Source organism: Candidatus Neomarinimicrobiota bacterium, from assembly GCA_041154365.1.
In the GTDB taxonomy this organism is placed as follows: domain Bacteria; phylum Fidelibacterota; class Fidelibacteria; order Fidelibacterales; family Fidelibacteraceae; genus Fidelibacter; species Fidelibacter multiformis.
Genome location: AP035449.1, coordinates 1,136,509 through 1,148,504, shown reverse-complemented (window position 1 = coordinate 1,148,504; position 11,996 = coordinate 1,136,509). Strand labels below are relative to the sequence as shown.

11 protein-coding genes and 3 tRNA genes are annotated in these 11,996 nt (G+C 44.1%); 9 read left to right on the top strand and 5 right to left on the bottom strand.

Translation table 11 applies throughout. The features are described from left to right. Nucleotides 1-2 precede the first annotated feature (2 nt). Genes strainIA91_RS05010 through strainIA91_RS05000 form a run of 3 tightly spaced genes read right to left on the bottom strand, consistent with a single transcriptional unit; the run spans nucleotide 3 to nucleotide 2,850 of the window. Nucleotides 3-2,099, bottom strand: coding sequence for a PAS domain-containing sensor histidine kinase (locus strainIA91_RS05010; RefSeq protein ID WP_400168031.1), 2,097 nt, complete (start codon nucleotides 2,097-2,099; stop codon nucleotides 3-5). Then, nucleotides 2,096-2,473: a response regulator gene (locus strainIA91_RS05005; RefSeq protein ID WP_400168030.1), complete on the bottom strand. Its 378-nt coding sequence runs from the start codon at nucleotides 2,471-2,473 to the stop codon at nucleotides 2,096-2,098. The genes strainIA91_RS05010 and strainIA91_RS05005 overlap by 4 nt, the downstream gene beginning before the upstream one ends. Next, nucleotides 2,470-2,850 carry an Hpt domain-containing protein gene (locus strainIA91_RS05000; RefSeq protein WP_400168029.1) on the bottom strand — a complete coding sequence of 127 codons (381 nt, stop codon included), beginning with the start codon at nucleotides 2,848-2,850 and terminating at the stop codon, nucleotides 2,470-2,472. The genes strainIA91_RS05005 and strainIA91_RS05000 overlap by 4 nt, the downstream gene beginning before the upstream one ends. 289 nt (nucleotides 2,851-3,139) lie before the next feature. On the opposite strand from strainIA91_RS05000, the gene strainIA91_RS04995 reads away from it, so the two are divergent. From strainIA91_RS04995 to strainIA91_RS04970, 6 genes are all read left to right on the top strand, one after another. Next, the gene (locus strainIA91_RS04995) at nucleotides 3,140-3,454 is read left to right on the top strand and encodes an ArsR/SmtB family transcription factor (protein WP_400168028.1); all 315 of its coding nucleotides are present in this window, start codon (nucleotides 3,140-3,142) and stop codon (nucleotides 3,452-3,454) included. 141 nt (nucleotides 3,455-3,595) lie between these two features. Then, nucleotides 3,596-4,306, top strand: a complete 711-nt coding sequence (locus strainIA91_RS04990) for a PhoU domain-containing protein (RefSeq protein ID WP_400168027.1) — start codon at nucleotides 3,596-3,598, stop codon at nucleotides 4,304-4,306. Beyond that, nucleotides 4,303-5,733: a proline--tRNA ligase gene (gene proS, locus strainIA91_RS04985; protein ID WP_400168026.1), complete on the top strand. Its 1,431-nt coding sequence runs from the start codon at nucleotides 4,303-4,305 to the stop codon at nucleotides 5,731-5,733. Before strainIA91_RS04990 ends, proS begins: the two co-directional genes overlap by 4 nt. Nucleotides 5,734-5,814: 81 nt before the next feature. Continuing rightward, nucleotides 5,815-6,561: a DNA repair protein RecO gene (recO, locus tag strainIA91_RS04980; RefSeq protein WP_400168025.1), complete on the top strand. Its 747-nt coding sequence runs from the start codon at nucleotides 5,815-5,817 to the stop codon at nucleotides 6,559-6,561. Between the two features lie 39 nt (nucleotides 6,562-6,600). After that, entirely contained in the window at nucleotides 6,601-7,365 is a 765-nt protein-coding gene (locus tag strainIA91_RS04975; RefSeq protein ID WP_400168024.1) for an alpha/beta hydrolase, read from the top strand. Continuing rightward, nucleotides 7,365-8,240, top strand: coding sequence for a rhomboid family intramembrane serine protease (locus strainIA91_RS04970; RefSeq protein WP_400168023.1), 876 nt, complete (start codon nucleotides 7,365-7,367; stop codon nucleotides 8,238-8,240). The genes strainIA91_RS04975 and strainIA91_RS04970 overlap by 1 nt, the downstream gene beginning before the upstream one ends. Here the strand turns inward: strainIA91_RS04970 and strainIA91_RS04965 are convergent, their stop codons facing one another. Next, a complete protein-coding gene (locus strainIA91_RS04965; RefSeq protein WP_400168022.1) occupies nucleotides 8,241-9,287 on the bottom strand; it encodes a serine protease in 1,047 nt (348 codons plus the stop codon). Between the two features lie 122 nt (nucleotides 9,288-9,409). On the opposite strand from strainIA91_RS04965, the gene strainIA91_RS04960 reads away from it, so the two are divergent. The 3 genes from strainIA91_RS04960 to strainIA91_RS04950 all read left to right on the top strand — a co-directional run bounded on the left by strainIA91_RS04960 (nucleotide 9,410) and on the right by strainIA91_RS04950 (nucleotide 9,740). Then, nucleotides 9,410-9,482, top strand: a tRNA-His gene (locus strainIA91_RS04960). Between the two features lie 104 nt (nucleotides 9,483-9,586). Further along, nucleotides 9,587-9,661 (top strand) — tRNA-Pro (locus strainIA91_RS04955). 5 nt (nucleotides 9,662-9,666) lie between these two features. Next, a tRNA-Arg gene (locus strainIA91_RS04950) sits at nucleotides 9,667-9,740 on the top strand. Between the two features lie 322 nt (nucleotides 9,741-10,062). Here the strand turns inward: strainIA91_RS04950 and strainIA91_RS04945 are convergent. After that, entirely contained in the window at nucleotides 10,063-11,748 is a 1,686-nt protein-coding gene (locus tag strainIA91_RS04945; protein ID WP_400168021.1) for a T9SS type A sorting domain-containing protein, read from the bottom strand. Nucleotides 11,749-11,996: the final 248 nt, after the last annotated feature.

Sequence of the window (11,996 nt, the reverse complement as noted above, 5' to 3'; positions counted from 1 at the left end):
CATTAATAAAAACGTATCGTAAAGGTGGTCCCTTCATCAACACGAGTGTTCATCAACATCTGGTAATTCATCAGCTCGGCATAGGAATTGGCCAGGGCAAGGCCCAATCCCGTTCCTCCATATTTCCGGGATTTGGAATAATCCACCTGCTCAAAGGCCTTAAAAATGGATTCATGTCTTTCCTTTGGAATACCAGGACCCGTATCGGCAATCATGAGTTCAGCCGGTTCACCCGTATTGGGATTCACATTGAGGGTGACGGAAACACTCCCTTTTTCGGTGAATTTCACAGCATTGGACAACAAATTGTCCACAATGGATTTGAGCTTTTCCGGATCCGTTTTGAATGGCTGAATTTTTTCAGGCAGGGAGAGATTAAATTCCAATCCTTTTTTCCGGGCATTTTCGCCATAGGTGTGAAGGATTTCTTTGAGTAATTCCTGCAGATCCGTCTGCACAAAGCGGGTTGTGATTTTTCCGGATTCCACCATACTGATTTCCAGGATATCCGAGAGAATATTGAGCAGTTGAATTCCGTTTTGGCGAATCCGGTTCAAAAACATTGTATCCCGTTCGTCGAAATGCTTTTTTTCGTTTTTCAATAGGATATTTGTAAAACCGATGATGGAATTGAGGGGAGTCCGGAGTTCATGACTCATGTTCGCCAGAAATTCGGTTTTGGCACGATTTGCCGATTCGGAAATATCCCGTGCGTTTTTCAACATTTCGATCATCCGCCGCCGTTCGGTGATATCATTTTCAATGATGATGAAATGAGTGATTTCACCGGACGTATCTGCGATGGGGGATATATTGATATCATTCCAATATACATCCCCGTTTTTTCGCTGACATTCAAACTCTCCCTGCCATTCCTCCCCGTCATGCATGTGTTGCATCATCTCATCAATCATGCCATTTGAAGAAGACCGGACAAAATGAAAACCAATACGCTGTCCGACAATGTCATCCCTGTCAAATCCCGAGATTTCACTGAATTTGGAGTTTGAATACTGGATATATCCGTTTCTGTCTGCAATCAGTACCGAGCTGGCCCCTTGTTCCACGGCCCGGCTGAACAGGTTAACCTGTTCCTGGATATGAAAAACATCGGTCACATCCCGGTAAGTGCTTAGAAAACGGATTTTATCATTAAAAGCCACAAGCACCGATGAAACCAGGATGAGTTTATGCTGGCGGTCCCGGGTAACAATTTCTGTAATGGTTTCATGGGAACGACCCGTTTTTTGCATATCTTCGATGGCATCGAGAACAATCTGACGCTGGTTGGGATCAGGATAGATCAAATTGATGAAATCGCGGGTCCGGTTTGCCTGTTCCCGTGTATAACCCGTTATATCCCTCATCTGGGAATTGTAGATTTCAAAGTGTCCTTCCGGTGTACTCAGGGTTACCCCTTCCTGAAGGCTTTCGATGATTTTTTCCAGGCGGGAACTGGTTTCCCGGATTTGATGGGCCGTTTCTACATCCGATGTCACATCTTCACCAAAAACCATCACTCCCTGAAAATCACCCTTTGTATTAAAATAGGGGATGCGGTCTGTCCTGATGATTTTTTCATGGCCGTCCGGAGCCATCCGGGTTTCCAGGAGACCACGCTTTTCGGTCTGTTTGTGATATACATACTCGTTGTTTTCAAAATATTTGGCCTTCAGGCCGGGAATAGCCTCCTCTTCTTTTTTTCCAAGCATGTCCTGCGGATCCAGTCCGTAAAAATCCAAAACAGCCTGATTCACCCGGACAATTTTCCCCCTGACATCCTTGATCATCACCTGAAACGGGATTTTATTGAAGAGTCCTTCCTGCTCATAGCCTGCCTCGGAAAGTTTGCGTTTCAACATCTGAATCCGGTAAATAATGAGTGCTGCACCACCCGAAAAAATACATGCTGCAATTAAATTTATCACAAGAATGGGCTTTTGCAGATAAAGGGCACGGCTCCAGAAAATATCATCCAGATCCAGGACACGGGAGAAAAACCAGAAAAGGCTTTCCAGAAAGAAAAAAATCAGAATAAAAACCAAAAGGGGGATCAGGTATCTGAGAAAAATTCCTCTATGTGACCCTGGATTGTTCATTCACCCTGAGGAATCCACTTGTTGATGGTTTCAAATAGAATAATATCGTCAATAATCGGTTTGGTGATGTAGTCATTGAATCCGTGGCGCAGAAAATTTTCCTTGTCACCGGGCAGGGCATGGGCTGTCAGGGCAATGATAGGGATATTTTTTAAGCTTTGCATGTTTCGGATATGTTTTAATACCTCTATCCCATCCATACCGGGGAGAGAAATATCCAACAGAATCAGGTCCGGTTTGGATCCTTCAATCTTGTCAAGTGCCGTCATTCCATCCTCAAAACATTCCACCTGAAACTCCGATTCCAGGATAGCCTGGGTTAACAGGCGGTTGTCGGCATTATCTTCAATCAAAACAATTTTTTTCTGGTTCATGATATGTCCAGACTCTTTGTGATTTGTGAGTGTAAGATACGGATTTTATCCCGGAGTTCACGGACCTTTTTTGGATCAGGGATATCCGTCTCTTCAATGGTTCGGGCTAATGCCATCACATCCGGCGCCCCAATATTGCCTGCAGAAGATTTGATGGAATGAGCCAGCTTGTGCACCGTATCATAGTCCTTCTCATCAAGGGATTTCTCAAAACCGTCACTCCGGTGGCGCATATTATCCAAAGCTGTATAAAGAATCTGTTTTAAAAAATCCTCTCCTCCCAGTGAAAAAAGCATCTTCAGGCGGTCTTCCTGAAGACCGGCCTTATCCTTCAGGAGTGTGACAAGCGGGATGGTTTGGGGATGGGATTCTGTCATTTTTCTTTCCATATATATTAGAAATGTAGGCTAACTCTGTCAGAGAAACAAGTGAGGATTCTATCTGACATAACGATCATTTATAAACCGGAAATATGTATTCTAAAAAAGGTTGAAACATATTTTAAGATATTCCTTATAACGCTATATGAAAAAACAGTTTGCAATGTGTAGATATTCATATTTTTTTTTTTGTTGATATTTAAGATAATAAACAATAATTTAAAATTGTACGAATTAAAGCAAGTATATTTTGCAAAACCGATAACATAAAAGGAAAGGAAAAAATATGGCACGAAAAGCAGAATTAATCCCTCCGGGAGACAGTATTGAACGGGCGGCTCTTGTCCTGAAAACTCTGGGACATCCCATCATGCTGAAAATCCTTCTGACGCTTCAGAAGGGAGAACACTCCGTGGCTGAAATTCAGAAGAAGATTGACGAGGAACAGACAATCACTTCCATTTATCTGCGGAAAATGCTCAAACGTCAGATTGTTCAATACCGTAAAGAAGGCCGTTGGCACTATTATTCTTTGACAGATGACCCGACAGTTCAGAACCTGAAACATGTGACAAACGCCGTTCTGAAATCAAAGAAATAGCAGCTTTTGCCTCTACTTATAAAAGCTGTCCTCTGTCATTGGAAAAAATGAAGAGCGACAGCTTTTTTTATGTGCATTCGTTTGATATTGACCCATAAAAATTCTATTTTTGCAGGATATAAAAACAGAAGGATTTGACAGATGGAGAAAAAAGAAAGTTTGTGGTCCATTCTCCGTGAAAGGTTATTTAAGGCCGGCTTGCTGGAAGAGGCATGGAATCTTGTGATCGATATGATTCAAACGGACAAGGCCATGTTCAAGGATGCCCATCACCTGCTCCGGATTGAATATCAGAATGAGCAATTCAATAATCTTCTGGCTGTGGATAAAAAAATCAATGCCATGCAACAGAAGATCCGTGAGGATGTGTTAACCCATTTGATTATTTCAGACATATCCAAATATGAGATATCCCAGGCCCTGGGAATTGTCACGGTCATCAACGGTCTTGAACGGATTGGTGACAACTGCAAGAATATTGCAGATCTGGCCATGGCTGCCAGCGGGACGGTGCATTACGGAGATTTGGAAGAAACCGTTACAACACTGGAGAACATTGTTTTCCGTCATTTTGATGAATTGCTGGAAGCCGTTAAAAATGATGACCTGGAAATCAGCAAACGGATCATGAATGAATACAAGGAAGATGTCTCATTCCGGATCAATGAAACGGTGATCAACATTTTAAAAGGGAATTATGCCAAGTTACCACCCCAGAACATGGTATCTGCGGCACTGTACCTCCGGTATCTGAAACGCATTGATGCCAACCAGCGGAATGTCGCGAGCCTGATGGTAAACCCTTTCAAGAAAATCGGATACAATTATAAGGACAAGGATAAGTCGGTATGAGTAAGGGAGTCACCCCCCGTTCAAAGGATTACGCAAAATGGTATACAGATGTCGTTCAAAAAGCAGAGCTGGCTGATTATTCTCCCGTCAAAGGGTGCATGGTGATCCGTCCCTATGGCTACGCTTTATGGGAACAGATTCGGGATTTTTTAGACCGGCGTTTTAAGGAAACGGGACATGTGAATGCCTATTTTCCCATGTTGATTCCTGAGAGTTTTTTAAAAAAAGAGGCGGAGCATGTGGAAGGTTTCGCACCTGAACTGGCCGTCGTGACCCATGGCGGAGGAAAAGAACTGGAAGAACCTCTGGTGATCCGCCCCACATCTGAAACTATCATCTGGTCCATGTATAAAAAATGGATTAATAGTTACCGGGATTTACCTTTACTCATCAATCAGTGGGCAAATGTCGTCCGCTGGGAAATGCGCACCCGGCTTTTCCTGAGAACCACGGAATTTTTATGGCAGGAAGGACATACTGCCCATGCCACCGGTGAAGAAGCGGAAGAAGAAGCTCACCGCATGATCGATGTCTACCGCCAGTTGTGCGAAGAAACCCTTGCCCTGCCGGTCCATGTGGGACGGAAAACGGAAAATGAAAAATTTGCCGGCGCCGTGAACACTTACACGATCGAAGCGATGATGGGTGATATGCGCGCACTACAGGCCGGGACCAGTCATTATTTGGGACAAAATTTCGCCAAGGCCTTTGACGTAAAATTTCAATCCGAAGATAACGTCATGGAATATGTGTACGCATCCAGCTGGGGTGTGAGTACGCGCCTTGTAGGAGCCGTAATTATGGCCCATGGGGATGATCAGGGACTGATACTTCCTCCCCGGATTGCACCATATCAGATCGTGATCGTCCCGATTTATAAGAATCCTGAAGACAAAGAAAAGGTTATGGAACTAGTTAACTCCCTGGAAAAGGCTTTTAAAGATCAGGGGATCCGGTACCATACCGATGACCGGGAAACTGTTTCCCCTGGTTTCAAATTCAATGACTGGGAGATGAAGGGTGTCCCTCTCAGGGTAGAAATCGGACCGAAAGATGCCGACAAAAACGGGTTGATGCGAGTCCGCAGGGATACCGGTGAAAAGACCTTCCTTGCCATCGATGCCTTTATCCATTCCTGCAAAGAGACCCTGGAAGATATTCAGCAATCCATTTATAACAATCGTCTGGCTTTCCGTGAAGAAAACACGACAGATGTGGCAACATACGATGAACTGAAAGAGGTAATAGAAAAGGGAGGCTTTGCACGGACCTTCTGGGCTGGAGACAGTGACATGGAAAATCGCATTCAGGAAGAAACCAAAGCGACCATCCGCTGCATCCTCTTTGAAAAAACCAAAGAGTCCGGACCCTGCGTCATGACCGGAAAACCGAGCACAGAACAAGTGATTTTTTCAAAATCATACTAACTCAATCCCCAAAATAAAACACATAAAACCCCGGTTTTTCATCGGGGTTTTTTTTATCCTGCAAAACGGCTAACTTCCGACATGAAGCTTGTGAAAGACAGGGGCATTGTGCTTAAAACCGAAAAAAGCGGAGAAACCAGCCTAAAAGTCCGCCTGTTTGCAAAGGATTCGGGGCGCATGATCTGCATTGCCAAGGGAGCCCGGAAACCCGGTAGTGCTTTTTTCGGTTTACTCACCCCCTTTTCTGTAGTGGATTTTGAAACGGCTACAAGCCGGTATCTGCCCTTTTTTCGATCGGTGTCCCGTATCGAATATTTTCAAGATTTGACCATGGATCCGGAAAAAATTGTCTATGCTTCCATGATCCTTGAAATTGTAGATAAGACTGCTGAACCTCATGAGGATATCGAAACTCTGCGCTTATTGTATATCAGTTTAAGGGCTATGAATCATGCAGAATTTTCCGGTGAAAAAATACATTGGTGGTTCATTGTCCATTTTTTAAAAATCCATGGTGTATGGCCGGATCCGGAAACCTGCGCCGGATGCCAGGGGAAGCTGGCACATGCTGTACTCATCCCGGACAGCGGCGGACTCTTTTGTGAAACCTGTGCCGGACATACAGGGACTCAAGGCCTGTCGTTGGATACAAAACTTCGTGAGGTGCTGGTTTTTCTGACAGCCAATCCTCCGGAAAAGAGCAATGCCATCCGTATCAACCGGCATGGAGCTGTTACCCTGACACGCTGGTTGTGGAAACTATTGGAATTGCACTATGATAAAACAGAATATTTAAATACAAAAAAAGCGGTTGAACGTCTTTTGTGACCTTTATATCTCCTGTCGTCACTAATTGAAAAGGAATATATGCAACGAAGCTGGAAAAAAGAAGAACTCACCTATCGTTTACCTGGCAAAAAAGCCGCCTTGCTGATACTTCATGGTTTTACCGGCAATCCCATTGTTTTAAAACGGATTGCCCGGCATATTCATCAAGAGGACATTGCCATTGAAGCTCCCCTCCTCCCGGGACACGGCGGGACGATTGAAGAGATTAATTCTGCCACAATGGAACAATGGATCAATGCTGCAGATAAAACATTTTTGCAGCTCAAAAAACACCATTTCCATGTATTTGTCCTGGGATACTCTCTGGGCTCCCTCCTGGCCCTTGAACTGGCTTCCAGGCGGACCCTTTCGGGGCTGATTCTACTTTCCACCGCCTTAAAATTCACGCATTCACAACATTTACGGCAGATGATTGCAGAAGATACCCGTCCACTCATTCCACTGGATGAAATATTTGACAAAGAAGATCCACAGCGTCTTCAGGGTTATGAAATGTGGCCGGCTTTGGGATTCCGGGAAGTCCTGCGACTGAGCCATCAGGTCCGGCGGCGGCTTCAAAGCATTCATGCCCCAGTCCTGGCATGTCACGGTCAAAAAGACACCCTGACGCCACCGGAAAACCTGGATTTTCTCAAGGATAATATCGGCAGTTACTATGTGGAAACACATCTGTTGGAAAAAAGCCATCACCGGATAGTAGCCGGACCTGATCAGGATCATATTATTCGCAAAAGTCTTCAATTCATTCATCAAAACCTCAACCAGGAGAAACAGGAAACATAATGTATAGACGCGTACAATTTGGTCCCGGTCGTCGCATGACGGACGGGATAAAAAAAATCATTATCATCAGTGTTGCCATTTTCTTCTTTCAGGCAATCAGTTCACCCTCTTTCCGTCAGTTTATCATTTTCAATTTCGGAATTGTCCCGGCTGATTTCTGGAGCCGTCTCCACCTTTGGCAGCCTGTTACCTACATATTCCTCCATGGAAGCCTGGCACATCTGGCGTTAAACATGCTGGCGTTGTGGATGTTCGGGACCGAGTTGGAGATGATATGGGGACGGAAGCAATTTCTAAAATACTATTTCATCACAGGCGCAGGAGCCGGCTTGGTCACCATCCTGTTTCAGATTCACTCAACGATCCCGGTTATTGGAGCATCCGGTGCAATTTATGGTATATTGCTGGCATATGGACTCCGTTTTCCGGATAGAGAGGCTTTTATATTTCCATTACCCGTCCCCATCCGGATGAAATATTTTGTGATGATTTTCGGTCTGATTGAATTTTTTTCAACCATTTCCATTGGAATGCAGGACGGCATTGCCCATTTCACCCATCTTTCCGGCATGTTGATTGGATATATTTACCTTCGGCGGATGGGTACATTCAGGCGGTACAGATCTTACCGCAACGATTTGAAAAATCTGAATATCGATCAGGCACTGAATAAAATCCGGCAGAAAATCAATCAGTTCAAACACAAGAAAACAGATAAAAAAGGTCCGGATGTCCGGTCTGATGATCGAAAAGAACTGGACCGGATACTCGATAAAATAAGCAAAACAGGATATGAAGGATTAACGGCTGAAGAAAAACAGACACTGCTTGAAGCCAGCAGTCGATTAAGTAAAAGAGATCATCGAAAAGATTGATCAACGATTATTGGGGATCACGGATTTAAAGAAATAGGAAAATTCATATCCCGATTCTTCCAGTCTTAAACGATTCGCAGTGAGAAAACGTTGAATACTTTCAATCGATGTTGTATTGGTAATCCCATAGCTGATAGTGCTCCGTTCTTCCACATAGAGATCACCGGTATAGGGTAAATTCATTTCCATTTCATTCCGGGTATAATTTTTTTCAGGGGTTACAAGCAGATCGTAATCTGCTGAGACAGATTTGGCAATGCCCACCAGCTCAAAATTTGGAACCCCGTCTTTCAAGGCCAGAATAAGTCCGCCACTGAACCCTTTATTGAAGAGGGCATCCACAAGGAATGAATGATCTTCTTTATTCCGGTTTGGACTGCTGACAATGCCCCGTGTAATCATTTTATTCCCTTTGGGATAACCCAGCAGATACACGAAGGATCCCCATTCAAGCTTTTTTGCCTCACCCAGGGGATAAGAAAAGACCGGCAAATAAGCATTCGACTCTTTTTCCCTCCCGATGAGGGCCAGATCATGGGTTTTATTACTGATAATAACCTCCAGATCCGAACCATCGGGAATACCATTTACATAATTTGTCTGTCGTCGCAAAAAGGACACCGTTCTGATTCGATCTGTATTTTCATAATACGTTATCATTGTATCCGGAAAAGTCACAATATGTTCACAGGTCAGCAGGGCCAGACGGTTCCCGTAATTATAGATAATGGTCGCCGTTCCGGCTGAAGTTTCATTAAAATAAAAAACATGGTTCGCTTTGGATAAGGCAGCTTCGCTGATCTCTCTCACGCCGGAAACCTCCGAAAAATTGTATCCAATATAGTAGGCAATGGAATTAATCATTTTAACAGATTCAAGGATATCCGCCAATTCACCGGATCCGTTTTTATTGGGAAATTCACTGTCATACCTGCCATCGGGCATCACAAAGAGCTCATCATCGTAGACAACGCGTGTACAGGCAAAGGCTGTCAGCAGGACGGACAGAAAGGCAGCGGGCAACATCAGGATGGGAAATCGTTGCATGAAAACTCCTGGTTTGTATATAAAAATAAGGTCTTCAGCAGGCTTTTGAAACGGAAATGATAGATGAATTGATATTGACATAAAAGGACTTATTGTGTAAAATACTTAGCTTTTTGAACATGGTGGATGTAGCTCAGTTGGCAGAGCGCTTGGTTGTGGCCCAAGTGGTCGTGGGTTCAAGTCCCATCATTCACCCTCAAGGGAATTCTAAATTCAGAATGATGAATGATGAATGATGAATGATGAATTTGAGTTTTGAATTCCGAATCATAGGTTTGAGTTCTGAATAATGAGTTATACGGGGCGTAGCGCAGCCCGGTTAGCGCGCCTGCTTTGGGAGCAGGAGGCCGGGAGTTCAAATCTCCCCGCCCCGACAGATGCCCCGATAGCTCAACTGGATAGAGCAACGGTCTTCTAAACCGTAGGTCGCAGGTTCGAGTCCTGCTCGGGGTACATAAATAATGATGAATTAAGAATGATGAATGATGAATTGGGTTTAATATGTCAATTATGTTTTACTATTTATCACCATAATTTTATTGTTAATCTGAATGATATAAATATTACGACCTTTCAGTCTCGACGACTGCTGGTATAAGTAGCGAGTAGCGAGGGTCGAGTAACGAGAATTTCCCCAATTAACCTAAACACAAAATCTTGTGTCTCTACTCGCACCTCGTCACTGTTTTTCGACTTTCGACTGAAACATGCCCCGATAAGCCAGAATGACGTTCGGGGACTATCGACTGTCGACTGTTGACTGTCGACTGCCGACTTATTTCATCAATACCATCTTTTGTGTCTTAATAGAACTTCCGGCTTTTAATCGTGCGATATACACACCTGAGCTGTAAGAGGATGCATCCCAGGTGACGGTGTGATATCCGGCAGGAATGTGCTGATTGACAAGTTGTTCCACCAGCCGGCCGGTGATGTCATAGATATTCAGCGTAACATGGCTTGCTTCCGGAAGTGAATATCGGATGGTTGTTGCCGGATTAAAGGGATTGGGATAATTCGCAAAGAGTCTGAATTTCTCTGCATGGTGAATCGCGGGTTTTGTTACAGAATTGTACGAATTTTCCTGAAAATCATACCAAAAGGTATGTTGCGGGTCATGGGCGTGCATTGGCCAGGGAAAGCGTTCCGGGACAAAAGGTACCGACGGGATGGTAAAAACCCATAAATAGACATTCCAGTCATAGGGATCTTCAATGCACAATGCCATTTCAACAGAGCCATCTTTGTCAATATCCCCCAGGGCCGGACATTTAAAACCGGTTATTGCAGGAGTTACCAAGGGGGACCAGCTGACTTCTTCTCCGGTATGATGGTAAACGTGGTAATGAGAACTGTCATTAAATGCCAGATTGTTATCAACGAATATTTCCAAATCCACATCTCCGTCTATATCTCCAATGACAGGATCAACTCCGGATTCTCTGCTGCCTGTGGGTTTAACCGGAAATCCCGGCAGGGGTGTTCCATCTGATAAATAAGTATATAGATGACCCGTATAATCCGCCCAGATGATTTCCAATTGACCATCCCCCGTCAAATCAGCCCAACTGCAGGGTTGGGAAATATATTCCGTGGAGAAATACTGAGGCCAACCCGGGAGAATCCCATGAAAGGGTGAAAACAGAGCCACGGCATATTCTTCCGGCGGAAAAATCCCCAGCTTATACATGCCGGCAAAGATCTCCGCAATTCCGTCCCGGTCCACATCGGCTGCTGAGAATATAGACAAAAAGTGGTCTTCAATATGCAAATGAACAGGTTCCATAAAAAAGGTCCCGTCCGGATTAAGGATATACAGGCTGTCACAGGAATTGATCTGCACCAGAATCTGTATTGAATCATTCCCGGTCAATGACGCAAGCTGATAATGACGGGGGCGGTTTTTTAAACGCACCGGCCAGCCGGGAAGAGGCGTTCCGGTGTGATCAATAATCACCAGTTCATTTTCTTTATTAAAAAGGATATCTGCCGTCCCGTCTCCGTTAAAATCGAACAATGTGGGGGTTTTGGGCTGATTGGTTGTCAGCGGCGCTTCAACGGGAAAGCCCGGGAACAATTCACCCCGATGATTCCAGGCATACAGAAAATGATCCGATGTCCCCCAGCCCCGGTCCCGGACCACCACATCCAATGTGTCATCCCCGTCAATATCTGCAATTGAGGCATTTTGCTGGATTCGATAGGTCGTCTCCTGTGGCCAGCCGGGAAGGGAAAACCCGTCTTTATTCACAATGAAGACTTTATTGTGAGCATTCATGATGATCTCTTTATATCCGTCTCTGTTCATATCCATCATTACCGGACTGGTTAAAAGAGGTCCACCATCCGGTCCATGCTCTAAAAAGACCTTAAACCTAAGATAGGGCTCTGGTGCATTTTGTCCGAAAATAAATGATACAAATAAACAAACGAAAAGCATATATCGGAATAATGATTTCATGATATCCTCAATAACTAATATAAACTCAGCAGATATAAAAGAAAAGATTACAATTATTTCCAAGAGGTTGGATATGGACATTCATTTGATTAAATAGCGAGATCCGAGACTAATTGAACACATTATTAACCAAACCCAATTCATCATTCAGACATTCAATTCATCATTCATCATTCTTAATTCTTCATTCTTCATTCTTCATTCTCCCCATTGCTTCCCACCCCATTCTCATCTAAATTGCAGCATGT

Bases quoted from the DNA above. Each gene is read 5' to 3' on its own strand.
- strainIA91_RS05010 (WP_400168031.1), bottom strand. From the start codon at position 2,099: ATGAACAATCCAGGGTCACATAGAGGAATTTTTCTCAGATACCTGATC.
- strainIA91_RS05005 (WP_400168030.1), bottom strand. From the start codon at position 2,473: ATGAACCAGAAAAAAATTGTTTTGATTGAAGATAATGCCGACAACCGC.
- strainIA91_RS05000 (WP_400168029.1), bottom strand. From the start codon at position 2,850: ATGACAGAATCCCATCCCCAAACCATCCCGCTTGTCACACTCCTGAAG.
- strainIA91_RS04995 (WP_400168028.1), top strand. From the start codon at position 3,140: ATGGCACGAAAAGCAGAATTAATCCCTCCGGGAGACAGTATTGAACGG.
- strainIA91_RS04990 (WP_400168027.1), top strand. From the start codon at position 3,596: ATGGAGAAAAAAGAAAGTTTGTGGTCCATTCTCCGTGAAAGGTTATTT.
- proS (WP_400168026.1), top strand. From the start codon at position 4,303: ATGAGTAAGGGAGTCACCCCCCGTTCAAAGGATTACGCAAAATGGTAT.
- recO (WP_400168025.1), top strand. From the start codon at position 5,815: ATGAAGCTTGTGAAAGACAGGGGCATTGTGCTTAAAACCGAAAAAAGC.
- strainIA91_RS04975 (WP_400168024.1), top strand. From the start codon at position 6,601: ATGCAACGAAGCTGGAAAAAAGAAGAACTCACCTATCGTTTACCTGGC.
- strainIA91_RS04970 (WP_400168023.1), top strand. From the start codon at position 7,365: ATGTATAGACGCGTACAATTTGGTCCCGGTCGTCGCATGACGGACGGG.
- strainIA91_RS04965 (WP_400168022.1), bottom strand. From the start codon at position 9,287: ATGCAACGATTTCCCATCCTGATGTTGCCCGCTGCCTTTCTGTCCGTC.
- strainIA91_RS04945 (WP_400168021.1), bottom strand. From the start codon at position 11,748: ATGAAATCATTATTCCGATATATGCTTTTCGTTTGTTTATTTGTATCA.